The organism is Streptococcus oralis, from assembly GCF_001578935.1.
Classification (GTDB): Bacteria; Bacillota; Bacilli; order Lactobacillales; family Streptococcaceae; genus Streptococcus; species Streptococcus oralis_R.
This window is the reverse complement of the sequence record NZ_KQ969521.1, coordinates 1,053,071-1,078,147: the sequence shown is the minus strand read 5'-3', so window position 1 is coordinate 1,078,147 and position 25,077 is coordinate 1,053,071. Positions and strand designations below refer to the sequence as shown.

Sequence of the window (25,077 nt, the reverse complement as noted above, 5' to 3'; positions counted from 1 at the left end):
GAGTGGGACAACTCCGCTATTATCAAGCTTTTACAGTGGGTATTTGGTCCAATTCGAGTGAAGTTGGGAGTAATTTGTGATTTTGTAAGAGGAAATGGACTTCAGAAGAAGGAGTTTACAGAAAATGGGAAATCTGTTATTCACTACGGACAAATTTACACTAAATACGATTTTATAGTTGTTGAAACTCTTTCTAAAACTAGTGAAATAGTATTCGAAAAGTTAAAAAAAGCCTATCCTAATGATTTGATAATGGCAACAACATCTGAAAATGTTGAAGATGTTGGGAAATCAATTGTTTGGGAAGGAAAAGAAGAAATTGGAATTTCTGGAGATAGTTATATCATTCGTACGAGTCAAAATTCACGGTACTTGAATTATTGGCTAAGATCGATTTCGTTTCAATCTCAAAAGGAAAGAAAAGTGACCGGGACAAAAGTTGTCCGAATCAATTCGAAGGATATGGAAAAATTTAAAATTGTTCTGCCTCCTCTCACTGAACAAAAAAGAATTGTCTCCATTCTTGACAATTTCAACACCTTAACCAACTCTATTTCTGAAGGTCTTCCAAAAGAAATCGAACTAAGACAGAAACAGTATGAATACTGGAGAGACAGAATATTAGATTTTGATGAAAAGGAAAAAGAGAATTATGACGGATTATAAAAGTTTTAAATCACTGGAAGATGTTGCAAATGATCTTATTTTAAGAAAATCTAAGAGTTCTCTTCTATATGCTTTCAATGGAAGTGGAAAAACTAGACTTTCCATGGTAGTCAAGCAAATTTTAGATGATAATCGAGATAAGGTAGAACAAGAAATATCTATCAAGGACAAGAAAATTTTTTACTACAATGCTTTTACAGAAGATCTTTTTTCTTGGAATAATGATTTGGATCAAGATGAAGTTAGAAGTCTAAACATTAATCCCGATTCAAAATTTGTAAAGTATATTATTGAGGAACAAGGATTGGATAGAAATATAATTAATCTGTTTCAAGATTACCTAGGCATTTATCCAGTAGGTCATGTTAAAAGAAACCACCAGCAGATAATTGAGCCAAGATTTAATGATTATACAAATGTTTCTTTTTCAAAAACTTATACTGATAAAAATGAGAATGGAACATCTACTAGAATTACAGAGAACGATATAAAAATTTCTAAGGGAGAGGAAACAAATTTTATATGGAGTCTTTTCTATACTTTTATAAATGAAGTTATTGAAAGTAAAAATGATGATCCAGATTCTTTTCCAGAACTTAAATATATTTTTATTGATGATCCTGTTTCTTCATTAGATGATCGGAGAATCATTGAAATTGCTGTTGATTTAGCTAGTTTAATAAAGAAAAGTAATTTTAAAAAAGAAACATCAGAAGCATCTATATCAGCGGGTTTAAAATTCATTATTACAACACACCATCCTTTATTTTTTAATGTATTGTTTAATGAACTTAGAGGAGATTCACTTACAAGATTGGTATTTGAGCACAGAGTATCATCAAATGATGGTAGAGAAACATACTATCTAAAAGAGACTAATGATTCTCCATTTGCCTATCATTTGAAGGTAATTGACATTATTGATGAAGCAATCCAACAAGAACAATTGGAAAAATATCATTACAATTTATTAAGGACAGTTTTTGAAAAAACTTCTACTTATTTAGGGTATAAAGAGTGGAAAGGACTTTTACCTGTTAACGAAAATACAGCTATTTATAATAGATACTTAAATTTATTTAGTCATGATAAGCAGTCCTCCGAGGAATTTCCAGAGTTGACAGAGGATGATAAAGTATATTTTAAAGAAATATATAAAACGTTTATTGAAAAACTATATTTTAACAAAGATATTAATCATTTAAACTAGAATATACATAGAATAACGAGAGATTATGATTATGGTTGATTATTCAAAAGTACATGAAGTAATTGCGGAAACAAATGAAGGGATTCTCTTGGCTGAGTATCAACCAGAGTATCGCACAGATAGAGAATTTCAGTCTGAGGCAGATTTGGAAAGACAATTGCTTACGGATTTGGTCAATGGTCTCAATTATGAACGATTGGATATCCATACTCCTTCAGAGCTTTTAGCGAATGCAAAGGTTCAAATTGAAAAGCTTAATAAGGTGAGCTTTACGGATGCTGAATGGCAACGTTTTGTAGTCGAGTATTTAGACTGTCCCAATGAAGGTTTGGTTGAAAAGACACGAAAAATCCAAGAAAATCATATCTATGACTTTGTCTTTGATGATGGACGGATTAAAAATATTTTCATCCTCGACAAGAAAAATATTCACAACAACAGCATGCAGGTCATCAACCAAGTGACGCAAGTGGGGAGTCATACCAACCGTTATGATGTCACTATTTTGGTAAATGGTCTTCCGCTAGTTCAGATTGAATTGAAGAAGCGTGGAGTTAGTCTACAAGAAGCCTTTAATCAGGTTCACCGTTATAGTAAGGAAAGCTTTAACAGCGAAAATTCTTTGTATAAGTATGTTCAGATTTTTGTGATTTCGAATGGCACTTATACACGCTACTTTGCAAATACGACAGCTCAAAATAAAAATCACTATGAGTTTACCTGTGAGTGGGCAGACCGTAAGAATAAGACTATTCACGAATTGGAAGATTTTACTATTACTTTCTTAAGTAAGCGTGTCCTCTTGGAAGTCTTGATCAAGTATTGTGTTTTTGATGTGGATAATACCTTGCTCATCATGCGCCCTTATCAGATAGCAGCAACTGAAAGTATCTTGCGCAAGATTCATTCTTCCAATGAAATGAAGAATTTTGGAACCATCAATGCTTGTGGTTATATCTGGCATACGACGGGTTCAGGGAAAACCTTGACCAGCTTTAAGACTGCACGCTTGGCAACAGAGTTGGACTATATTGATAAAGTAATTTTTGTGGTGGATAGAAAAGACTTAGATTATCAAACCATGAAGGAATATCAAAAATTCCAACCAAATTCAGTCAATGGTAGCAATAACACAAAAGAACTACAACGCAGTATCGAAGAAAATGATGATCGAATTGTTGTCACAACTATTCAGAAGTTAAATAAATTTATAACAGCAAATCCAAATCATGAAATCTACAATAAAAAATGTGTTTTGATTTTTGACGAGTGTCACCGCTCCCAGTTTGGGAAGGCGCAAAAGCGTATTAAGAAGGCCTTTAAACAGTACGCCTTGTATGGATTTACAGGAACACCGATTTTCCCAGAAAATAGCTTAACGGGAGAAACGACCCAGGAAGTTTTTGGAGAACAACTTCATAACTACGTTATCACAGATGCTATTCGAGATAAAAAAGTATTGAAGTTCAAGGTTGACTATAACTATATCAAGCCTGAAATCAATAAATATAGAGAAGCTGAAAAAGCAGTTGGCCAAGAGATTGATGAGAAGAAACTCAAAAAGATGGAGAAGGAACTCCTTTTGCATCCAGAACGGATCGCAACTATCACAGAGTATCTGTTGAGAGTTTATAATGACAAAACGCATCGAAATCAACATTATACTCATAAGCAAAAACAACTGTTTGGATTTAATGCCATGCTAGCTGTACAAAGTATTGAAGCTGCTAAACTATACTACGACGAACTCCAGCGACAACAAGCAACTTTACCAGAAGCTAAACGCTTGAAAGTTGCAACCATCTTTAGCTTCGCACCAAATGAAGAACAGTCAGCTTATGGGGAAATTCAAGATGAAGAGCTCGAACCGCAAGATACAGCCATGCCACAATCTTCTAAAGAGTTTCTGGAAAAAGCGATTGATGACTATAATCACATGTTCAAGACTAACTTCTCAACTGATGGGAAAGAGTTTCAAAATTACTATCGTGACCTTTCTAAACGAGTTAAGTCTAAAGAAGTGGATTTGCTGATTGTAGTTGGTATGTTCTTGACGGGATTTGATGCCCCGACTATGAATACACTCTTTGTCGATAAAAATCTACGTTATCATGGTTTGATTCAGGCATTCTCGAGAACCAATCGGATTTTTAACAAAGTTAAACCTTTTGGGAATATTGTTTGTTTCCGTGATTTAGAAAAGGCTACGCAAGAAGCAATTAAGACTTTTGGGGACACCAATAAGCTTGAAATCATCTTAGAAAAAAGCTTTAGTGAATACATGGATGGTTTCGTCGATCAAGTAACGGGTATCGAGGTCAAAGGATATACTGAGGTTTGTCAGGAAATTCTGGAAAGATTCCCGAACCCGCAAGAAATTGAGACAGATCATGAGAAAAAAGAGTTTGTTAAGTTATTTGGTGAGTTGTTGAAACTTGATAATGTTCTTCGAAATTATGATGAATTCCAAGAAATCGACAAACCTATTTCAGAAGGTTATCTTCAAGATTTAAGAAGTGCCTATGTGGAAATTCGAGATGAATTTTTGAATCTTAAAAACTATGAAAAGACTAAGGATTTGGATGTTGACCTTTCAGATGTCGAATTTGAAATTGAGTTACTAAAAACTGATGAGATTAACCTAGACTATATCTTGGCGTTAATTGTTGAAAAATCGAAGAATTCTGAGTCTAAAGAAGTAATGAAAGCAGAAGTTAGTCGTGTAATTCGTTCTAGTATCGATATTCGTGCCAAAGAAGAGTTGGTTATCGGATTTATCAATGACACCGATTTGCAAAAATTGAAAGACCATGATGGGATTATCAATGCTTTCTATGAATATGGCAAGGAGCGCAAGAAAATCGCGATTCACGACCTAGCCGAGGCTGAGAAACTTGTAGCTGATTATCAATTGTTTATCGACAAATCAATTCAACGAGGTTATGCTGAAAATAGTGGGACTGATTTAGATTCGATTATTCCACCAACTTCTCGTCGACAGGGAGCGCGTGAACGGAAAAAGCAAGAAGTTTTACGTAAGATTCAGTTGTTAGTAGAGACTTATTCAGGTATTTAAGGGGTTGTCGAACAAGGTTTATTAGAAAAATCAGGAACCACACCAGAAGCCGATGCTGAACTTAAAGAGTTTTTGAAAAACTTTAAAGGGTGATGGAGTAATTGATTCGCTCATTTTATAGAAATAACTTTGTTTCCATATTTCCCGGAAACGGATAGAAAACAAGGAGAAAGATGGAACAAACTAACCCAAAATCCCAGTGTCAGCAACTCTGGGCTAGAAACAAATACCTCGTTTTGAGTCATTCTAGCAATATTTACAATGAGATTCGCCAGTATCTAAAGCAAGAAGTGGTGGAGCTGAGTCGGGTTCAAGAGATGATTGATCGTGCTTGCCGGATTCCAGAACATAGAGGTCAGGTTTGCAATGCCTTTCAGCATATTTGGGGCTATTTCAAAAAGAAAGCGACAGATGCTGAGCGCAGAGACTATATGCTCTTGCTGGATCGCTACCGCTTTGGTCAAGCTTCTAAGGAAGATGTGATTGCTAAGACTCGAGTGTTGCTGGATTGCTATCCCAATACCTACTTGCAACATTCTACCTTACTGAAAGGAGACTCCCATGAGACTTTGGCATGAAGCTTTGATTTCACAACTTCCCCGTCCTCAGCTCTTGGGGCAACATCGAGAGTGTTGCGCCCTTCGTGGCAATGGCTGGGGCAGAAAGCATGCGACGGTGAACTATGTCTTTACCCACTCGCCCTATCGTCTCTATGCCTATCATCGCTTGATCATGGAGGAGATGGCTAACCGTGGCTACAATGTCAGTCAAGAGTGGCTGGACAAGAACTACCGTGGCAAAACCTGTCCTCCTTATGAAGACTTGCCTGAGGAAAAGTTGGGGAATCCCGTCTATAGTGAGCATGATGCAGAATACTATGAGGAGTGTCTGGCTAATCTCCGAGAGAAAAGCATTGAGCTGGAGTAAGAGTCAGGCTTAGCTCCACATTATAACTCTTCTCGTAAATTTTTCGAATAATAAAGATGAGACCTTTAGAAAATGATTCTAAGGTCTCCTTTTTATGAATATTAGAATTTACTTTTAATAACTTTTGAGTTATAATTGAGTTAGAAAGAGGGTACTTGGTGCATACGATTTACTTCTATAAGGAAAAAATGGAAATGAGCCAGTCTTAGATTATATGAGAGAATTGGCTAGAAAGAAGAGTAAGGACAAGTCGCATCAAACTCAATAAACTAAATGACTATATCGAGTTGCTTAGTCAGCATGGGACTAGAGCTGGTGCAAACATTTGGAAGATGAGATTTGGGAACTAAGACCTCTGAGGGATAGGATATTATTTGTGCCTTGGCTTGATGGGAGTTTTGTTCTCTTACATCATTTTGTCAAAAAGACTCAGAAAACTCCTAGGAGAGAAATTGAAAAAGCCAAGCGTGGACTGAAGGACATAAAAGAAAGAGGGTTAAGTGATGAAGAATAGTGCCATTGGAAGTAATTGGAAGGATGTCCGAACAGAACTCTTTACCAAGGAAGAAATTCTTGAAAGTGATATGCGAGTGGCTATTATGAGTGAGTTGATTGAGGCTAGACATGAGCAAGGTATCAGTCAGAAAAAACTAGAAGAACTCAGTGGAGTAAGCCAGCCTGTCATAGCTAGGATGGAAACAGGAAAGACTAGTCCTCAGTTGGATACGGTCTTGAAAGTCTTAGCCAGTTTAGGAAAGACACTAGCAGTCGTCCCACTTGAACAGGAAAAAAGTTGATAGAGATGAGATTACTTGGTTGGCTAAAATCATCCACAGAACAATTTTACCTCCCGTCCGCACTTTTTCAGGGAAATATCAAAAATACCAAAGGAAAATCAACCTATAGTCTTTTCTAATAGCAAGCCATAGTCACTTATAAGAATTGTCAATGGCTCGTTTGAGCATTTCAACTAAAATACAGCCATAAAACTAGCAATACAAAGGATTTGAGACGCAGGTCTCAAGTCTTTTTTTGTTACCCAAAGAGTGATATAGTTTCAAACTATATCAAAGCCTAATTATTTACAATTATACAGACAGTCTCTTTTCTGTTAAGATAGTTTCAACAACAAATTTTGGAGGACACATCATGTCAACTACGATCATCGGTTTCCCTCGTTTGGGCGAATTCCGCGAATTAAAATTTACAACTGAAAAATACTTTAGAAAAGAAATCTCAGAAGAAGAACTTTTGGCAGCAGCTAAAGACTTGCGCGCAAAACACTGGAACATTGTCAAAGAAAAAGGCATCACTGAAATCCCATCAAATGACTTTTCTCACTATGACAACTTCCTAGATGCAGCCTTCCTTTTCAACGTGGTCCCTGCATCTGTTCAAAACTTGGACTTGTCTGAGCTTGAGCGTTACTTTGCTTTGGGACGTGGTTACCAAGGAGAAAAAGGGGATGTTCGTGCCCTTCCGATGAAGAAATGGTTCAACACCAACTATCACTACATCGTTCCTAAATTTGAAAAAGACACTCAAGTTAAATTGGCTGGTCACAAGATTTTTGATGAGTTCCAAGAAGCAAAAGAACTTGGATTGAACACTCGTCCTGTTCTTGTAGGTCCATTCACTTTCCTTCAATTATCAGACTTTGAAGAGGGCGTGAAAGCAGAAGACTTCGTAGACAGCTTAGTAGCTGCTTACCAAGAAGTTTTTGCAAAATTGGCTGAACTTGGTGCGACTCGCATCCAACTCGACGAAGCGGCTCTTGTCAAAGATTTGACAGCTGAAGAAAAATCTCTCTTCTTGAATATCTACAACAAACTCTTGGCTGACAAAAAAGGTCTCGAGGTCTTGATTCAAACTTACTTTGGTGATGTGCGTGACGTTTATGTTGATCTTGTGAACTTGCCAGTTGATGCCATCGGTCTTGACTTCGTTGAAGGTAAGAAAACTCTTGAACTCGTTAAAGGTGGTTTCCCAGCTGACAAGACTCTTTATGCAGGTATCGTCAATGGTAAAAACATCTGGCGCAACAACTACGAAAAGAGCTTGGCTGTTCTTGAGCAAATCCCAGCTGAAAACATCGTATTGACAAGCTCATGCTCACTTCTTCATGTGCCATTTACAACTGCTAACGAAGAATTTGAACCAGCAATCCTGAACCACTTTGCCTTTGCAGTTGAAAAATTGGAAGAACTTCGTGATTTGGATGCTATCCGCAATGGTCAAGGTGCAGAAGCACTTGCTGCTAACAAAGAACTCTTTGCTACTGAGCGTGTGGGTGAAAATGCAGAACTTCGTGCGCGCATCGCTGGTTTGACAGATGCTGACTACACTCGTTTGCCAGCCTTTGCTGAACGTGAAGCCATCCAAGAAGAAGCTTTCAAACTTCCAGCCCTTCCAACGACAACGATTGGTTCCTTCCCTCAAACTAAGGAAATCCGTGCCAAACGTTTGGCTTACCGTAAGGGTGAATTGTCACAAGAAGAATACGATGCTTTCCTTGCTGAAACGATCGACGAATGGATCAAATGGCAAGAAGAAGTTGGATTTGACGTGCTTGTACACGGTGAGTTCGAGCGTAACGACATGGTTGAGTACTTCGGTCAAAACTTGTCAGGTTACCTCTTCTCTAAAAATGGTTGGGTACAATCATATGGTATGCGTGGGGTGAAACCACCGATCATCTGGGGTGATGTCACTCGTCTCAACCCAATCACTGTCAAATGGTCTAGCTACGCACAAAGCCGTACAAACAAACCTGTTAAGGGTATGTTGACAGGACCTGTTACCATCCTTAACTGGTCATTCCCACGTGAAGACATCTCTATCAAGGACTCAACTCTTCAAATCGCTCTTGCCATCAAGGATGAAGTTCTTGATCTTGAAGCTGCTGGTGTGAAAATCATCCAAATCGACGAGGCTGCTCTTCGTGAGAAATTGCCACTCCGTCGTAGCGACTGGTACGAAGACTACCTTGACTGGGCAATTCCTGCCTTCCGCTTGGTACACTCTACAGTTGCGCCAGATACTCAAATCCACACTCACATGTGTTACTCAGAATTTACAGATATCATCCCAGCTATCGACAACATGGACGCGGACGTTATTTCCTTTGAAGCAAGCCGTTCAAACCTTGAAATCTTGGACGAACTCAAAGCGAAAAACTTCCAAACAGAAGTGGGACCTGGGGTTTACGATATCCACTCACCTCGTGTGCCAAATGAAGGTGAAATTGACCACACAATCGATGCTATTCTTGCCAAAGTTCCAAGCAAGAAAGTTTGGATCAACCCTGACTGTGGTTTGAAAACACGTGGTATTCCAGAAACAAAAGAAAGCTTGATTCGCCTTGTCGAAGCAGCAAAAGCTGCGCGTGAGAAATTATAAGATAAGATTTCTCTCTTGACCCTGGCTGATCAAGGAACTGCTTGGCCCAAGCCGGCTTAGCAATCATGAAATCAAAAAGAAAAGGATAATGACTATGTCACGCCAAACGCCGTCACTTTCATTTGAAGTGTTCCCTCCAAACCCAGCTGTGGGTAATGATAAAATTATTTCAGCTTTGCAGGATATGCGGGAGCTGACGCCGCACTTTATCAGTGTGACCGCCAGCAATAATAAATTTAATATCAAGGAAACAACGGTTCGGTTGGCTGACTTTATCCAAAATGACTTGGAGATTCCAACCATTGCCCACTTACCAGCCATCTATTTGACTAAGGACAAGGTTGCTGAAACCATTGCAGACTTGGATAAGGTTGGGGTACAGAAAATCTTGGCCTTGCGTGGGGATATTATCCCTGATGTGGAACCACAAAGGGATTTCCGCTACGCAACAGATTTGATTGAGTTCATCAAGGAACAAGCTCCTCACTTTGATATTATTGGCGCTTGTTACCCAGAGGGGCATCCTGACTCGCCAAACCAAATCTCAGATATTCAAAATCTCAAGAAAAAAGTGGATGCTGGCTGCTCTAGCTTAGTTACCCAACTCTTCTTTGATAATGAGCGCTTCTATGATTTCCAAGACAAGTGTACCCTGGCTGGGATTGATGTTCCTATTCATGCAGGGATTATGCCTATTCTGAATCGAAATCAGGCTCTCCGCCTCTTGAAGACTTGTGAGAATATCCACCTTCCACGTAAATTCAAGGCCATCTTAGACAAGTATGAGCATGACCCTGAGTCGCTCAGAGCAGCAGGACTTGCCTATGCAGTGGATCAAATCGTGGACTTGGTAACCCAGGATGTCGCCGGTGTACATCTCTATACCATGAACAATGCTGAAACAGCAAAATACATCCACCAAGCAACCCATGCCTTGTTTAACCATCAGTCTTTAGGATAATAAAAAGCAAACCATTCTTCTCAAGTGAGGGGAATGGTTCCTTTTTAATAGAAAAGCCCGCACTTTTTAAGAAAAATATGATAAAATAGACTCTGTACGTACTTGATACAAAGATGAGGGTATAAAAGTTTTAAAGGCTTTGTCGATTCTCGATTTTATGACAGAAATTTTTTCATAATTTGTTCTTTTTAGCATTTAGTTGAAGCGACACGAACGAGTCAAATCGATAATATTTGACGAGAGAGCTAGCAAAGCATTTAGTTAATCGTCTGATAGCGATTAGCGTGAAAGGATTAGATGCTTTAGCATCAAACCTTTCTAATGATTTGTATCTTGAAAGTTGAACACGGGCTAAATCCCTAGTGAAAAAGATAGGTTTCCTGGTGTGCATCGCACACTGCGTCAATCTCCTATTTTCATACGGGATTCTTTACGCCCTTTGTATCCTGATTTTTGTAGGCAAGACGTATAATATAATCAATCCAAAGGGGATTTTAATGACAAAACAAGTGTTTCAAACGACTTTTGCGGGTCGTGAGTTAATCGTAGAGACTGGTCAGGTTGCTAAGCAAGCAAATGGCTCTGTTGTCGTGCGTTACGGTGAGTCAACTGTCTTGACTGCTGCCGTTATGTCTAAGAAAATGTCAACTGGGGATTTCTTCCCACTTCAAGTCAACTACGAAGAAAAAATGTATGCGGCTGGGAAGTTTCCTGGTGGCTTTATGAAACGTGAAGGACGTCCTTCGACAGACGCAACCTTGACAGCGCGTTTGATTGACCGTCCCATCCGTCCTATGTTTGCGGAAGGTTTCCGTAATGAAGTGCAAGTCATCAACACAGTGCTTTCTTATGATGAAAATGCCTCTGCACCAATGGCAGCTATGTTTGGTTCATCCTTGGCGCTTTCTATATCAGATATTCCGTTTGACGGACCAATCGCTGGGGTACAAGTAGGTTATGTTGATGGCCAAATCATCATCAACCCAAGTCAAGAGCAAGCAGAACGTTCACTTCTTGAATTGACAGTAGCTGGTACCAAGCATGCTATCAACATGGTTGAGTCTGGTGCCAAAGAATTGTCAGAAGAAATCATGTTGGAAGCCCTTCTAAAAGGGCATGAAGCCGTTAAAGAATTGATTGCTTTCCAAGAAGAAATCGTTGCAGTAGTAGGTAAGGAAAAAGCAGAAGTCGAATTGCTTCACGTAGATGCTGAATTACAGGCTGAAATTATCGCAGCCTATAACAGCGACCTTCAAAAAGCCGTTCAAGTCGAAGAGAAATTGGCGCGTGAAGCTGCGACTCAAGCGGTTAAAGACCAAGTAACTGCAGTTTACGAAGAAAAATACGCAGACCACGAAGAATGTGACCGTATCATGCGTGATGTAGCTGAAATCTTGGAACAAATGGAACACGCAGAAGTGCGTCGTTTGATCACAGAAGACAAGGTTCGTCCCGACGGTCGTAAGGTCGATGAAATCCGTCCTTTGGATGCGGTTGTTGACTTCCTTCCTCGTGTGCACGGTTCCGGTCTCTTTACTCGTGGACAAACGCAAGCCCTTTCTGTCTTGACCTTGGCTCCGATGGGAGAAACTCAAATCATCGATGGTTTGGACCCAGAGTACAAGAAACGCTTTATGCACCACTATAACTTCCCTCAATACTCTGTAGGGGAAACAGGTCGTTATGGTGCGCCAGGTCGTCGTGAAATTGGTCACGGTGCTCTTGGTGAGCGTGCTCTTGCTCAAGTTTTGCCAAGTTTGGAAGAATTCCCATATGCGATCCGCTTGGTAGCAGAGGTCTTGGAATCAAACGGTTCTTCATCTCAAGCCTCTATCTGTGCGGGAACTCTTGCCCTTATGGCTGGTGGTGTGCCAATCAAGGCGCCAGTAGCAGGGATTGCCATGGGTCTCATCTCAGATGGAAATAACTATACAGTATTGACAGATATCCAAGGGTTGGAAGACCACTTTGGAGACATGGACTTTAAGGTTGCCGGAACTCGTGACGGGATTACAGCCCTTCAAATGGATATCAAGATCCAAGGGATTACTGCAGAAATCTTGACTGAGGCTCTTGCTCAAGCCAAGAAAGCGCGTTTTGAAATCCTTGATGTGATTGAAGCAACGATTCCAGAAGTTCGTCCAGAATTGGCTCCAACTGCTCCGAAAATTGACACCATCAAGATTGATGTGGACAAGATCAAGATTGTTATCGGTAAGGGTGGTGAAACCATCGATAAGATTATCGCTGAAACGGGCGTTAAGATTGACATCGACGAAGAAGGAAACGTCTCTATCTACTCAAGTGACCAAGACGCCATTAACCGTACCAAAGAAATCATTGCCGGTTTGGTTCGTGAAGCTAAAGTGGATGAAGTTTACCACGCTAAGGTGGTTCGTATCGAGAAATTTGGTGCTTTTGTCAACCTTTTTGATAAGACAGATGCACTTGTGCACATTTCTGAAATGGCTTGGACTCGTACCAACCGTGTCGAGGACTTGGTAGCTATCGGTGATGAAGTCGATGTTAAGGTTGTCAAGATTGATGAAAAAGGCCGTATCGATGCCTCTATGAAAGCTCTTCTTCCTCGTCCTCCAAAACCTGAGCATGATGAAAAAGGTGAAAAGTCTGAGCGACCTCACCGTCCACGTCATCACAAGGACCACAAACCTAAGAAAGAAGTTACAGAAACACCAAAAGATTCAGAATAAGAAAAGGAGAAATGTATGGGATGGTGGCGCGAAACCATTGATATTGTAAAAGAAAATGATCCAGCGGCACGCAACAGTTTGGAAGTTTTGCTGACTTATCCAGGTGTTAAGGCCTTAGCGGCTCACCGTCTCTCGCATTTTCTCTGGAAGCACGGCTTCAAACTCCTAGCTCGGATGCACAGTCAGTTTTGGCGCTTTTGGACCCAAATCGAGATTCATCCGGGTGCCCAGATTGACTCAGGTGTTTTTATCGACCATGGTTCAGGTCTGGTGATTGGAGAGACGGCTATTGTTGAAAAAGGCGTTCTTCTCTATCATGGAGTAACACTTGGTGGGACAGGGAAAGATGTTGGCAAACGCCATCCGACTGTGCGTAAAGGAGCTCTCATATCAGCCCATGCCCAAGTCATCGGACCGGTAGAAATCGGTGAAAATGCCAAAGTCGGTGCTGCTGCAGTAGTCGTGGCAGACGTACCTAGTGATGTGACAGTTGTCGGTATTCCAGCTAAGATTGTTCGCGTTCATGGACAGAAGGATGAACCAACGATCCACGAAGTCGAAGAAAAACGAGAGTACTACGTCAATAAACTCGAGCAGGCTAGAGAAGCCAGCCACAGATCGTCTGGTTTGTAGAGGATACCTATATGATTCAAGCAAGAAATAAGTTGAGCCAAGAAGAGTTATTTGAAGCGAAAAAACTAATTGACTGTTGCCAAGCCTATGATGGAACTTATCGTGCTCCTTATCTCTCTAACATGCTTAATTTTGACCCAAACATGCCCGCCTTTTTCCTTTATTATGAAAAAGGCGAACTTGTTGGTCTATTAACTGTCTATGCTGATGACCAAGATGTGGAAGTGACGATACTGGTTCATCCAAATCATCGCCGTCAGGGAATTGCGCGTGCTTTGTTTACGAGTTTTGAGAAAGAAACGGCTTCTTTCCCTATTCGTTCAGTTACTTTTCAGACAGAACGTATTTTTCTAGATCGTCATCCTGATTTTGTCAGCAACTGGGGATTAGTCGAGGATGAAGATACAGAAACCTGGTTAGGTAAGGATAGAAGACCTTATCCGTTAGTAAAACTTTCCAATCTTGAAGTTTTGTTAGCAGATAGTTCATATCAGGAGCAAATTAGCCAGTTAAATTTTCAGGCATTTTCAGAGGAACATGAATCGAGAGAAGTTGCAGATAGATATGTTGCTGAAGCTCTAAAAGATCCAGAAAGTCGCCTATATATTTTATTAAAAAACGGTCAGGTTATTGGGACTTGCACGGTAGATTTATCGACTAATACGAATTACTTCTACGGTTTAGCAATATCGGAACCTGAACGTGGAAAAGGCTATGGAAGCTACTTAGCAAAATCTCTTGTCAACCAACTGATTGAGCAAAATGATAAGGAATTTCAGATTGCAGTAGAAGATAGCAACGTAGGTGCCAAGCGCTTGTATGAAAAAATTGGCTTTGTCAAACAGACCCAGGTGGTTTATCTGAATGAGAAAGGGTAGAAAATGCTCTTGGAAGAATTCGAAAATGTACCTGCTGTTATCGAACCAACTGATCCAAGTCTTTGTGGTGGTGGAGAAGTCTGTGAGACGATTATTTTATCTTTTAATGGAGAAATCCTTGAAGGAGTCAAGCAGTGTGAAGGTGTTTATGAAGCTGGCTATCTCACCAATCTAAATGGTAAATTTCCATGGTATATCTATAAAGTAGCTGGTCGTAAACTTGCAGTAGCCATGATTGGGATTGGGGCTCCGATGGCTGTAGGACTCTTAGAAGAGCTCAAAGCGAGAGGGTTTAAAAACTTTATCATTTTAGGATCTTGTGGCGTTCTGGATCAGTCTATTCAGGCGGATAAGATTATCCTACCAAGTTCAGCTATACGTGATGAAGGTACAAGTTACCACTATGCTCCTGCAAGTGATGAGATAGCTTATGACGAAACTTTGCTCTTGACCATGGAAGAAGCTTTGAATAAATCTGGTATTGAGCATATCCGCACCAAAGCTTGGACGACGGATGCCTTTTATCGAGAAACGCCTGATAAGGTCAAGCGTCGCTTGGCTGCTGGAGCCAAAGTGGTGGATATGGAAGCTTCAGCTATCATGGCTTGGAGTCAATTTCGACAAGCAAAAGTCTATCAGTTCTTCTACACAGCTGACTATGTGGATCATCATAACCGAACCTGGGATGCCCGCCGTGAAGAGCGGACAGCTGATGCCATGACTTTTTTCACTATCGCTTTGACAATAGCAAAGGAACTAGAAAGGTAACTACAAGAATGGCAGTATATTTTTACGGCTGTATTACCATGGATGGCTACTTGGCAGACAGCCAGCACAGGATAGACTGGTTGCATCAGCTTGGTTCTGTAGAGGATACAGGATATGATGCCTTTTACAGGCAAATGGATATCACCATCATGGGCAAGCGGACCTTTGAGGAAATCCAAGATTTGCAAGATGTAGAAAGTTTTTATCAAGCTACGGAAAACTATGTCTTTACGCATGATAGGCACCTGCCTGTCAGCCATTACCAGCCAGTAGCTGGGGATGTGGTGGACTTTGTTCGCCAGATTGACAAAGGCAAAAATGTCTTTGTGATTGGTGGTAATTCCTTGGTAGGACCGCTCTTGGATGCGGATCTTTTCGACCACCTCATTATTCAGATAGCGCCCCTTATCCTAGGAAAGGGGGTTCCCCTCTTTACCCAAGAGGAAGGGCAGCGCTTTTACCAACTGGATAGCCTCAGACAATTTGGTCCTTTTGCAGAGCTGGTTTTCAGCCGAAAAATTCAGAAATAGAGAAGGGAGTGGACCACATGATTAAAATTTACGACACCATGTCTCGTGATTTACGAGAATTTGTCCCAATCGAGGACGGCAAGGTTAAAATGTATGTCTGTGGACCGACAGTCTACAACTATATCCACGTGGGGAATGCCCGTTCGACGGTGGCTTTTGATACCATTCGTCGTTACTTTGAGTACCGTGGCTACGAGGTTGCCTATATTTCCAATTTTACGGATGTAGATGATAAGATCATTAACCGTGCCAAGGAAGAAGGCATCACGTCTCAGGAGGTTGCGGATAAGTACATCGCAGCCTTTCGGGAGGATGTAACGGCTCTAGGTGTCAAACCTGCGACCCGCCATCCACGAGTGGTGGAGTTTATGGATGACATCATCCGTTTTGTGGAAGACTTGATTGAGAAAGGCTTTGCCTATGAGAGTCAAGGGGACGTTTACTTCCGTGTGGAAAAATCCCACAACTATGCTAAGTTGGCTAATAAAACCTTGGAAGATTTGGAGCTGGGTGCTTCAGGTCGTACTGATGAAGAAACAGCTCGCAAGGAAAATCCTGTAGACTTTGCCCTTTGGAAAGCTGCAAAACCAGGCGAGATTTCTTGGGACAGTCCTTGGGGACCTGGTCGTCCGGGTTGGCATATCGAATGTTCAGTCATGTCGACAGAGATTTTGGGAGATACCATTGATATCCACGGTGGGGGAGCCGATCTGGAGTTTCCGCATCATACCAATGAAATTGCCCAGTCAGAAGCCAAAACAGGCAAGACTTTTGCCAACTACTGGATGCACAATGGCTTTGTCAATATCGACAATGTCAAGATGTCTAAGTCCTTGGGCAACTTTATCACCGTCCATGATGCCCTCAAAACCATTGATGGTCAAGTGCTTCGTTTCTTCTTTGCGACTCAGCATTACCGTAAGCCTATCAACTTTACTGAAAAAGCAGTGCGAGACGCCGAGACTAACCTCAAATATCTGAAGAACACTTACGAACAACCATTTACAGAAAACGTGGATACCCAAGAGTTACAAGCCTTTAAAGACAAGTTTGTAGCTGCTATGGATGAGGATTTCAACTCTGCCAACGGTATCACAGTCGTCTTTGAAATGGCCAAGTGGATCAACTCCGGCAACTATGATGCAAGTGTTAAGCAAGCTCTTGCGGCGATGTTGGAAGTCTTTGGGATTGTCTTTGTTGAGGAAGTTTTGGATGCAGACATTGAATCCTTAATCCAAAAACGCCAAGAAGCGCGTGCTAATCGTGACTTTGCGACAGCGGACCAAATCCGTGATCAATTGGCTGCTCAAGGAATTAAGCTCCTTGATACCAAGGATGGAGTGAGGTGGACTCGTGATTGATGTCAATCTCATTAACGGGATTGCGCTGGCTTTTGAAGGAGATGCGGTTTATTCCATGTATATTCGTCGCCATCTCATTCTCAAAGGCATGACTAAACCCAACAAGCTCCACCAAGAGGCAACTAAGTATGTGTCAGCCAAGGCTCAAGCTCACTTGATTGCCCTCATGTTGGAAGAGCAAGTCCTGACGGAAAAAGAAGAAGAAATCTACAAACGAGGTCGCAATACCAATAGTCATACAAAGGCTAAAAATGCAGATGTGGTGACTTACCGCATGTCTACTGGCTTTGAGGCGGTGATGGGCTATCTCCATCTGACTGAAAATGTGGAGCGCCTAGAGACCATAATTTCTTGGTGCATCCAAAAAGTGGAGGGCTAGAATATGATTGCAAAGGAATTACAAGACTGGTTTCCTGAAGCTCAGATTTCAGATCAGCCAGTAGAGAAACCAGGCTATCTCACTCTCCCTTTAGCTTCTCAGCAGTGGATTTTACTGGAGGAAGATGGGCTCAGCGAGCGTGAAAAGCAGCTGGTTGCCCTTTTGACCCAGCAAGAGCAGGCTCGTTCGCTCAATCCTTGGTATCCCTATCTGATTGAGGGGAAGGGGCAGGCACCGCAAGCATTTAAAAAAATTCAGCTGGTTTATTGCCATCTTTCCTATTTCCAACAGGAAAGTCTATCCTCTTGGCTAGACATGATGCGGACTCTTTTTCCCAACTGTCAGACGGTACTTCAGGTCGGTGCTCAGGATTATGTATTTGTGCTTCAACAAGATAAATATACCTCTGTTCGCTCAATCTTATCTGATACGATTGAAGCGGTTGAGTATGACTTTGGCCTTCGTCTGTCTATCATGTTAGGCCAGGTTTGGTCTCAGACAGGTCCTCAAGCCCTGTCAGACCTAATCAAAACGGAGCGAGATTTGTTTAAGACTTGGTGGCGTCAGGGACATCAAGGTGTACACACCTTTTCACAACTCTATCTGTGGAGTATGGGAGAAAGACTAGTGGACCTGAAGGTAATCAAGGAATGCCTGCACCAGATGATCTTGGATCAGGATCAGATTCAGGAAATTATTCTCTCCCTTTGGGAAAACAGTGCTGTTCTGACTAAAACAGCCCAGCAACTCTATCTGCACCGCAACTCTCTCCAATACAAGATTGACAAATGGGAAGAATTGACAGGACTTCAGTTGAAGGAGTTAACGGATCTCACCTTGTGTTATCAGTTGATTTTACCAGATATTCTTTAAAGTTTTGTGCAAGTTGCACAGAACTTTTTTATTTTTTTGGTCACTTTGCCATAGAAAAGTAAAGCGTTTTCATTTATAATAAAACTATCAAAAGACAAAAGGAGTTCACCTCGATGGTAGAATTAAATCTTAAAAACATTTACAAAAAATATCCAAACAGCGAACACTACTCAGTTGAAGACTTCAACTTGGACATCAAAGACAAAGAATTTATCGTTTTCGTAGGTCCTTCAGGATGTGGTAAATCAACAACTCTTCGTATGATTGCTGGTCTTGAAGACATTACAGAAGGTACTGCATCTATCGATGGCGTGGTTGTCAACGACGTAGCTCCAAAAGACCGTGACATCGCCATGGTATTCCAAAACTACGCTCTTTACCCACACATGACTGTGTATGACAACATGGCTTTCGGTTTGAAATTGCGTAAATACAGCAAAGAAGACATCGACAAACGTGTGCAAGAAGCGGCAGCAATCCTTGGTTTGAAAGAATTCTTGGATCGTAAACCTGCTGACCTCTCAGGTGGTCAACGTCAACGTGTTGCCATGGGTCGTGCCATCGTCCGTGATGCAAAAGTATTCTTGATGGACGAACCTTTGTCAAACTTGGATGCCAAACTTCGTGTATCAATGCGTGCTGAAATTGCGAAAATCCACCGTCGTATCGGAGCTACAACTATCTACGTAACGCACGACCAAACAGAAGCGATGACACTTGCGGACCGTATCGTTATCATGTCAGCAACTAAGAACCCTGCTGGTACCGGTACTATCGGACGTGTTGAACAAATCGGTACACCTCAAGAAGTTTACAAAAACCCAGTTAACAAATTTGTAGCAGGATTCATCGGAAGCCCAGCTATGAACTTCATCAATGTGAAATTGGTTGGTAGCGAAATTGTTTCTGACGGTTTCCGCTTGAAAGTTCCAGAAGGTGCTTTGAAAGTTCTTCGTGACAAAGGCTACGAAGGAAAAGAATTGATCTTCGGTATCCGTCCAGAAGATGTGAATGCAGAACCTGCTTTCCTTGAAACATTCCCAGAATCAGTTGTCAAAGCTACTATCTCAGTATCAGAATTGCTTGGTTCAGAATCTCACCTTTACTGCCAAGTTGGTAAAGACGAATTTGTTGCAAAAGTGGATGCTCGTGACTACTTGCAAACAGGTGCAACAGTTGAACTTGGATTTGACTTGAACAAAGCACACTTCTTCGACGTAGAAACTGAAAAAACAGTCTATTAAGCAAATGAAATGTCAAAACACTGCTAGAGAAATCTGGCAGTGTTTTTGGTGGTTAAAAAGAAGCAGGACGAGTCTCGCCTTGCTTCTATTGTGTTATTCTTCCTTTTTCTTGAGAGAAAGTCCAAGCCCTGCTAGAATGACACCTAGGAAGGTTAGGATAGACGTTTTCTCACCTGTATTTGGTAGGGTAGTAGCTACTGGATTATGAGCGCTTGGTAAAATAATAGTTTGACCACCGTTTGCAAGAGTGATTGCATCGCCTTGATTTTGTCCCTGCGTATCTTGGAACTCGTGGTGATTTGTTTCTGCAGGTTCAGTCTTAGGCTCTACATAGAGAAGGCGGTATTCGCCAAAACCTTCTTGGTCAGAGCTTGCTAGATATTGAATGTCACCATCTGTGCCGACCAAGTCTTTGGCTTTATCAGCTGTCAAGAAACGCACATCCAACCCTTTTATGCTGTTTGTGAAGTGCCAGTTTTTATCTGCACTTGGGTTGATATTTTTTACATCGAGGATATAGTTGATGATAACTTGGCGATTTTCAAGTCCGAGGAGACGATTGAGGCTAGCATCACGAACACCAGGGAATTTACCATTTGCGCGATAATTGTTGGTTACCACGATGAATTCCTGATCTGGACGGACATCTTTTCCTTGGTATTTTAGATTGCGGACACGACTAGCATCTGGGTGGATCAACTTACCTTCGCGATCGTATTTATTTGGTTGGGTGACGTCGTACTCATAGGTTACACCGTCAATCACATCAAAATTATAAGTACGGTAGCTTGGATTGATGAGCTGTTGCGCTTCTTTTTTAGTTGGATCAATCGTGTTGAACTGACCAGCAGACATTTCCAACCATTCTTTGAGTTGAGCTCCAGTGACTTTTAGGATAGCCGTGACATTGTCGTAGAGGTAGAGATCGGCTACATTTTTGATGGCGATTGGGCCAGCTGGAATATCTGTATAGGCAGTAGCATCTCCACGGGTTCCCGCCTTAAATGGTGCCGCAGCCGAGAGAATAGGAAGATCTCCTTCAGGAGTTCCTGCTAGTTCTTTCTTAGCATACCAGATTTGCGCGTTATTGACGATTTGAACAGATGGATCATCCTTGACAAGGGCAAAATAACTTGTGATTGGTGCAGTTGTTGTTCCGACTTGTTGGCGAACGTATTGGATGGTTCCTTCGTGGGCTGTTTTGGCAATTTCCTTGATTCGTTCATCAGCGTCTTTGGACTTAGTGTGAATCTTGCGAATAGAGCCTTTGCTGTTGGCAACAGTCCATTTTCCATTTTTGTAGATAAGGTTGAGGTCGATAATGCCGAGGTGATCCCCATATTTTCCAGCCATGGTTACAGGAGTACCATTAATCTTACCATTTACGCCATCAACACCAGCATATTTTTCATAAAAGCCAGTGCCATTTCCACTTGGAAATTCAGCGTGAGAATGCCCTGTTACGACTGCATCCACACCAGGTAGGCTTGCAATTTGATAGCCTTCGTTTTCTTCCCCTTTTTCGTACTTATCATCTCCGATACCTGAGTGAGAGAGTACAAGAGTGATGTCTGCACCTGCTTTGCGCATTTCAGGGATTATCTTTTGGATAGCTTCTACGGAGTCATTGACCTGAATTTTTCCTTCGAGGTTGGCCTTATCCCAGCTGAGAATTTGAGGGGGAACAATTCCAGTCACCCCAATTTTGACGGTCGTTTTGCGACCAGTTTTATCAACAAAGGTTTTGCTGATGATTTTATAGGGATCGTAGACATAAGCGCCCGTTTTAGGATCTACAACATTGGCGTTGACAATTGGCATTCCAGCTGTATCAATGACACGTTTGAGGTAGTCTAAACCATAGTTAAACTCATGATTTCCTAGTGTACCAGCTTCAAAACCGAGCTTTTGAAGGGCTGCATACATAGGGTGTTGTTCTCCTTCTTTGACCGGGTTAACGATGGCCTTGTAAGTTCCAAGTGGCGTTCCTTGGATGGTGTCTCCATTATCTACGAGAAGTGTATTGCTATTTTCTTTTTTAGCTTCCTCGATGAGAACAGCTGTCTTTGCTAGTCCAACGTTCTCAGCAGGTTTGTCTTGGTAATAATCATAGTTAACTAGATTGGTGTGAAGGTCAGTTGTTGCAAGGATGCGGACATCGACTTCCTGTCCTTCTGTTGGTTGAAGGGCTTTGTCTTTTGCAAGGTTAGAAGGGGGTGTTGCAGTACTTGCTACTGGAGTAGCATTTTCATCTTGTTTAGCAGGAGCGTCCGTTTTTTCAGATGCCGTTTCCTTCTCATTTCCAGTAGCTGCAACAGTTTTTTCTGATTGGTTTGCTACTGGTGTAGGTGTTGTGCTAGTATCTAGATTTGTAGCTTTTTCATCTGCTTGTGCAGTAGAAGCTGCAAATACAGCTGCAGTCAGACCTAAAAGGACTGCTTGTTTACGAAATGATGACATAAAAATCTCCTCAAAAATAGTTTCACTCTATTATACAGGATGGAAGCCAATCAATCAAGTTAGATACGAATGTTTTTATAAAATTTATTAAAAATGATAAGAAATAGCTAGTTTGTTTATAAAATCCACTCATTAATTATAAAAGTAAATAGAAATAATAAAACAGTTTAAAGTTTATTGTTCTTTTTGAGATCCTTGTAAGGAATGGAGTAAATTATAGAACTGCAGAGCTTTTCTAGTTTTCATATCCTTAAAAAAGTGATAAAATGGTAGGAAGAATTGGAGAGTATAGATGCCGAAAGAAGTGAATTTGACGGGCGATCAGGTAGTCGCTTTAACGAAAGAATATTTGACAAAGGAAGACGTTGCTTTTGTACAAAAAGCATTGATTTACGCAGTTGATTGTCATAGTGGGCAGTTTCGGAAATCAGGTGAGCCCTATATTATCCACCCCATTCAGGTAGCAGGCATTCTGGCTAAGCTCAAGCTGGATGCCGTAACCGTTGCCTGTGGTTTTTTGCATGACGTTGTTGAGGACACAGATGCGACACTGGATGATCTGGAGCGGGAATTTGGTCATGATGTTCGGATTATCGTTGATGGGGTGACCAAGCTTGGTAAGGTTGAGTACAAATCACTTGAGGAACAATTGGCTGAAAATCACCGCAAGATGCTCATGGCCATGTCTGAGGATATCCGTGTTATCTTGGTTAAATTATCGGACCGTTTGCACAATATGCGGACTCTCAAACACCTACGAAAGGACAAGCAAGAACGGATCTCCAGAGAAACCATGGAAATTTACGCACCACTTGCTCATCGTCTAGGGATTTCCAGTGTCAAGTGGGAGTTGGAAGATCTATCTTTCCGTTATCTCAATCCAACTGAGTTTTATAAAATCACCCACATGATGAAGGAAAAACGCAGAGAACGTGAGGCTTTGGTCGATGAAGTCGTAACCAAGTTGGAAGAGTATGCTACCGAACGCAATCTCAAAGGGAAAATCTATGGTCGTCCTAAGCATATCTATTCGATCTATCGCAAGATGCAGGATAAGAAGAAACGCTTTGAGGAAATTTATGACCTGATTGCCATTCGCTGTATCTTAGATACCCAGAGCGATGTTTACGCCATGCTGGGTTATGTACATGAACTTTGGAAACCTATGCCAGGCCGCTTCAAAGACTATATCGCCAATCGTAAGGCCAATGGTTACCAGTCTATCCATACAACCGTTTATGGGCCAAAAGGGCCGATTGAATTTCAGATTCGGACCAAGGAAATGCACGAAGTGGCTGAGTACGGGGTTGCGGCTCACTGGGCTTATAAGAAAGGCATTAAAGGGCAGGTCAACAGTAAGGAATCTGCTATTGGGATGAACTGGATCAAGGAGATGATGGAGCTCCAAGATCAGGCTGATGATGCCAAGGAATTTGTGGACTCTGTTAAAGAGAACTATCTGGCGGAGGAGATTTACGTCTTTACTCCAGATGGTGCGGTTCGCTCCCTTCCAAAAGATTCAGGACCGATTGACTTTGCCTATGAAATTCATACCAAAGTCGGTGAAAAAGCGACTGGTGCCAAGGTCAATGGCCGTATGGTTCCACTGACAACCAAGCTCAAGACAGGGGATCAGGTTGAAATTATCACCAACCCCAACTCCTTTGGTCCGAGTCGTGACTGGCTCAATATGGTCAAGACCAGCAAGGCACGCAACAAGATTCGTCAGTTCTTTAAAAATCAAGACAAGGAATTATCCGTTAACAAGGGCCGTGAGATGCTGATGGCCCAGTTCCAAGAAAACGGCTATGTAGCCAATAAATTCATGGACAAGCGTCACATGGACGAGGTCCTTCAAAAGACCAGCTACAAGACAGAGGAAGCCCTCTACGCAGCCATTGGTTTTGGAGAAATTGGCGCTATTACCGTCTTTAACCGTTTGACCGAAAAGGAACGTCGTGAGGAAGAACGTGCCAAGGCTAAGGCGGAAGCAGAAGAGCTTGTCAAAGGTGGCGAAGTTAAAGTCGAAAACAAAGAAACCCTCAAGGTTAAGCATGAGGGTGGTGTGGTCATTGAAGGTGCTTCAGGTCTTTTAGTGCGGATTGCTAAGTGTTGCAATCCAGTTCCGGGTGACGACATTGTCGGCTACATTACTAAGGGACGCGGTGTAGCTATTCACCGTGTGGACTGTATGAATCTCCGTGCCCAAGAAAACTATGAGCAACGTCTCCTTGATGTGGAATGGGAAGATCAATTCTCAAGCAAGGAATACACTGCTCACATCGATATCTATGGTCTCAACCGCACAGGGCTTTTGAACGATGTTTTACAAGTTCTCTCAAACACGACCAAGAATATCTCAACTGTTAATGCTCAGCCAACTAAGGATATGAAATTTGCTAATATCCATGTCTCCTTTGGTATTTCCAACCTCTCTACACTGACCACAGTCGTGGATAAGATTAAGAGTGTGCCAGAGGTCTACTCTGTCAAACGGACCAACGGCTAATTCTCCCTTCAGTTACTAGAAAGGCTATTATGAAAATCATTATCCAACGGGTTAAAAAAGCCCAAGTCAGTATCGAAGGTCAGGTTCATGGAAAAATTAATCAGGGTCTCTTATTATTGGTCGGTGTTGGCCCAGAGGACCAAGAGGAAGATCTGGACTATGCTGTAAGAAAGCTTGTTAACATGCGAATTTTTTCAGATGTGGAAGGGAAAATGAACCTATCTGTCAAGGATATTGAGGGGGAAATTCTCTCTATTTCTCAGTTTACCCTCTTTGCGGATACCAAGAAGGGCAATCGTCCAGCTTTTATAGGAGTAGCTAAGCCGGATATGGCAACAGATTTCTATGATGCTCTCAATCAAAAGCTAGCACAGGAAGTACCTATTCAGACAGGTATCTTTGGAGCGGATATGCAGGTGGAGCTGGTCAATGACGGACCAGTCACCATCATTCTTGATACTAAAAATAGATAAGAAAACCAAGCCCAGCTTG

General features: G+C 41.5%; 20 protein-coding genes and 1 pseudogene. 20 read left to right on the top strand and 1 reads right to left on the bottom strand.

Annotated features, from left to right (window positions below; genetic code table 11):
- Positions 1-57 precede the first annotated feature (57 nt).
- The 18 genes and pseudogenes from SORDD15_RS05365 (at position 58) to SORDD15_RS05280 (ending at position 19,616) form a co-directional block, all read left to right on the top strand.
- Positions 58-666 carry a restriction endonuclease subunit S gene (locus tag SORDD15_RS05365; RefSeq protein WP_061415220.1) on the top strand — a complete coding sequence of 203 codons (609 nt, stop codon included), beginning with the start codon at positions 58-60 and terminating at the stop codon, positions 664-666.
- On the top strand, positions 653-1,876 hold the full coding sequence (locus SORDD15_RS05360; RefSeq protein ID WP_061415217.1) for an ATP-binding protein: 1,224 nt from the start codon (positions 653-655) through the stop codon (positions 1,874-1,876). The genes SORDD15_RS05365 and SORDD15_RS05360 overlap by 14 nt, the downstream gene beginning before the upstream one ends.
- 31 nt (positions 1,877-1,907) lie before the next feature.
- Entirely contained in the window at positions 1,908-4,952 is a 3,045-nt protein-coding gene (locus SORDD15_RS05355) for a type I restriction endonuclease subunit R (RefSeq protein WP_061415699.1), read from the top strand.
- 173 nt (positions 4,953-5,125) lie between these two features.
- The gene (locus SORDD15_RS05350) at positions 5,126-5,530 is read left to right on the top strand and encodes a YbgA family protein (RefSeq protein WP_061415214.1); all 405 of its coding nucleotides are present in this window, start codon (positions 5,126-5,128) and stop codon (positions 5,528-5,530) included.
- The gene (locus SORDD15_RS05345; protein WP_061415211.1) at positions 5,514-5,879 is read left to right on the top strand and encodes a TIGR02328 family protein; all 366 of its coding nucleotides are present in this window, start codon (positions 5,514-5,516) and stop codon (positions 5,877-5,879) included. The genes SORDD15_RS05350 and SORDD15_RS05345 overlap by 17 nt, the downstream gene beginning before the upstream one ends.
- A gap of 158 nt (positions 5,880-6,037) precedes the next feature.
- A pseudogene (locus SORDD15_RS05340) lies at positions 6,038-6,393 on the top strand (type II toxin-antitoxin system RelE/ParE family toxin).
- A complete protein-coding gene (locus tag SORDD15_RS05335; RefSeq protein ID WP_000797751.1) occupies positions 6,383-6,676 on the top strand; it encodes a helix-turn-helix domain-containing protein in 294 nt (97 codons plus the stop codon). Before SORDD15_RS05340 ends, SORDD15_RS05335 begins: the two are co-directional and overlap by 11 nt.
- Positions 6,677-7,028: 352 nt before the next feature.
- Positions 7,029-9,278, top strand: coding sequence for a 5-methyltetrahydropteroyltriglutamate--homocysteine S-methyltransferase (metE, locus tag SORDD15_RS05330; RefSeq protein ID WP_061415209.1), 2,250 nt, complete (start codon positions 7,029-7,031; stop codon positions 9,276-9,278).
- A gap of 94 nt (positions 9,279-9,372) precedes the next feature.
- Positions 9,373-10,239, top strand: coding sequence for a methylenetetrahydrofolate reductase [NAD(P)H] (gene metF, locus SORDD15_RS05325; RefSeq protein WP_061415697.1), 867 nt, complete (start codon positions 9,373-9,375; stop codon positions 10,237-10,239).
- A gap of 497 nt (positions 10,240-10,736) precedes the next feature.
- Positions 10,737-12,950 carry a polyribonucleotide nucleotidyltransferase gene (pnp, locus tag SORDD15_RS05320; RefSeq protein ID WP_061415207.1) on the top strand — a complete coding sequence of 738 codons (2,214 nt, stop codon included), beginning with the start codon at positions 10,737-10,739 and terminating at the stop codon, positions 12,948-12,950.
- A 15-nt stretch (positions 12,951-12,965) separates the two neighbouring features.
- Complete coding sequence (gene cysE / locus SORDD15_RS05315; protein WP_000539961.1) at positions 12,966-13,583, top strand: serine O-acetyltransferase; 618 nt, start codon at positions 12,966-12,968, stop codon at positions 13,581-13,583.
- An 11-nt stretch (positions 13,584-13,594) separates the two neighbouring features.
- The gene (locus SORDD15_RS05310; protein ID WP_061415204.1) at positions 13,595-14,461 is read left to right on the top strand and encodes a GNAT family N-acetyltransferase; all 867 of its coding nucleotides are present in this window, start codon (positions 13,595-13,597) and stop codon (positions 14,459-14,461) included.
- Between the two features lie 3 nt (positions 14,462-14,464).
- Positions 14,465-15,229 carry a nucleoside phosphorylase gene (locus tag SORDD15_RS05305; RefSeq protein WP_061415202.1) on the top strand — a complete coding sequence of 255 codons (765 nt, stop codon included), beginning with the start codon at positions 14,465-14,467 and terminating at the stop codon, positions 15,227-15,229.
- A gap of 8 nt (positions 15,230-15,237) precedes the next feature.
- On the top strand, positions 15,238-15,759 hold the full coding sequence (locus SORDD15_RS05300; RefSeq protein ID WP_061415200.1) for a dihydrofolate reductase family protein: 522 nt from the start codon (positions 15,238-15,240) through the stop codon (positions 15,757-15,759).
- 17 nt (positions 15,760-15,776) lie between these two features.
- Positions 15,777-17,120: a cysteine--tRNA ligase gene (gene cysS / locus SORDD15_RS05295; protein ID WP_061415198.1), complete on the top strand. Its 1,344-nt coding sequence runs from the start codon at positions 15,777-15,779 to the stop codon at positions 17,118-17,120.
- Entirely contained in the window at positions 17,113-17,499 is a 387-nt protein-coding gene (locus tag SORDD15_RS05290; RefSeq protein ID WP_000567904.1) for a Mini-ribonuclease 3, read from the top strand. The genes cysS and SORDD15_RS05290 overlap by 8 nt, the downstream gene beginning before the upstream one ends.
- 3 nt (positions 17,500-17,502) lie before the next feature.
- Entirely contained in the window at positions 17,503-18,372 is an 870-nt protein-coding gene (locus tag SORDD15_RS05285) for a helix-turn-helix domain-containing protein (protein ID WP_061415194.1), read from the top strand.
- A 113-nt stretch (positions 18,373-18,485) separates the two neighbouring features.
- The gene (locus tag SORDD15_RS05280; RefSeq protein ID WP_000229944.1) at positions 18,486-19,616 is read left to right on the top strand and encodes an ABC transporter ATP-binding protein; all 1,131 of its coding nucleotides are present in this window, start codon (positions 18,486-18,488) and stop codon (positions 19,614-19,616) included.
- Positions 19,617-19,709: 93 nt separating this feature from the next.
- Here SORDD15_RS05280 and SORDD15_RS05275 read toward each other — a convergent pair whose 3' ends face one another.
- Entirely contained in the window at positions 19,710-22,076 is a 2,367-nt protein-coding gene (locus SORDD15_RS05275; RefSeq protein WP_061415183.1) for a bifunctional 2',3'-cyclic-nucleotide 2'-phosphodiesterase/3'-nucleotidase, read from the bottom strand.
- A 292-nt stretch (positions 22,077-22,368) separates the two neighbouring features.
- Between SORDD15_RS05275 and SORDD15_RS05270 the strand changes: the two genes are divergently transcribed.
- Both SORDD15_RS05270 and dtd read left to right on the top strand, forming a co-directional pair.
- Positions 22,369-24,585: a RelA/SpoT family protein gene (locus tag SORDD15_RS05270; protein WP_001123776.1), complete on the top strand. Its 2,217-nt coding sequence runs from the start codon at positions 22,369-22,371 to the stop codon at positions 24,583-24,585.
- A 29-nt stretch (positions 24,586-24,614) separates the two neighbouring features.
- Positions 24,615-25,058: a D-aminoacyl-tRNA deacylase gene (gene dtd / locus SORDD15_RS05265; RefSeq protein WP_061415175.1), complete on the top strand. Its 444-nt coding sequence runs from the start codon at positions 24,615-24,617 to the stop codon at positions 25,056-25,058.
- The last annotated feature ends 19 nt before the right edge of the window (positions 25,059-25,077 follow it).

Bases quoted from the DNA above. Each gene is read 5' to 3' on its own strand.
- SORDD15_RS05360 (WP_061415217.1), top strand. From the start codon at position 653: ATGACGGATTATAAAAGTTTTAAATCACTGGAAGATGTTGCAAATGAT.
- SORDD15_RS05355 (WP_061415699.1), top strand. From the start codon at position 1,908: ATGGTTGATTATTCAAAAGTACATGAAGTAATTGCGGAAACAAATGAA.
- SORDD15_RS05350 (WP_061415214.1), top strand. From the start codon at position 5,126: ATGGAACAAACTAACCCAAAATCCCAGTGTCAGCAACTCTGGGCTAGA.
- SORDD15_RS05345 (WP_061415211.1), top strand. From the start codon at position 5,514: ATGAGACTTTGGCATGAAGCTTTGATTTCACAACTTCCCCGTCCTCAG.
- SORDD15_RS05335 (WP_000797751.1), top strand. From the start codon at position 6,383: ATGAAGAATAGTGCCATTGGAAGTAATTGGAAGGATGTCCGAACAGAA.
- metE (WP_061415209.1), top strand. From the start codon at position 7,029: ATGTCAACTACGATCATCGGTTTCCCTCGTTTGGGCGAATTCCGCGAA.
- metF (WP_061415697.1), top strand. From the start codon at position 9,373: ATGTCACGCCAAACGCCGTCACTTTCATTTGAAGTGTTCCCTCCAAAC.
- pnp (WP_061415207.1), top strand. From the start codon at position 10,737: ATGACAAAACAAGTGTTTCAAACGACTTTTGCGGGTCGTGAGTTAATC.
- cysE (WP_000539961.1), top strand. From the start codon at position 12,966: ATGGGATGGTGGCGCGAAACCATTGATATTGTAAAAGAAAATGATCCA.
- SORDD15_RS05310 (WP_061415204.1), top strand. From the start codon at position 13,595: ATGATTCAAGCAAGAAATAAGTTGAGCCAAGAAGAGTTATTTGAAGCG.
- SORDD15_RS05305 (WP_061415202.1), top strand. From the start codon at position 14,465: ATGCTCTTGGAAGAATTCGAAAATGTACCTGCTGTTATCGAACCAACT.
- SORDD15_RS05300 (WP_061415200.1), top strand. From the start codon at position 15,238: ATGGCAGTATATTTTTACGGCTGTATTACCATGGATGGCTACTTGGCA.
- cysS (WP_061415198.1), top strand. From the start codon at position 15,777: ATGATTAAAATTTACGACACCATGTCTCGTGATTTACGAGAATTTGTC.
- SORDD15_RS05285 (WP_061415194.1), top strand. From the start codon at position 17,503: ATGATTGCAAAGGAATTACAAGACTGGTTTCCTGAAGCTCAGATTTCA.
- SORDD15_RS05280 (WP_000229944.1), top strand. From the start codon at position 18,486: ATGGTAGAATTAAATCTTAAAAACATTTACAAAAAATATCCAAACAGC.
- SORDD15_RS05275 (WP_061415183.1), bottom strand. From the start codon at position 22,076: ATGTCATCATTTCGTAAACAAGCAGTCCTTTTAGGTCTGACTGCAGCT.
- SORDD15_RS05270 (WP_001123776.1), top strand. From the start codon at position 22,369: ATGCCGAAAGAAGTGAATTTGACGGGCGATCAGGTAGTCGCTTTAACG.
- dtd (WP_061415175.1), top strand. From the start codon at position 24,615: ATGAAAATCATTATCCAACGGGTTAAAAAAGCCCAAGTCAGTATCGAA.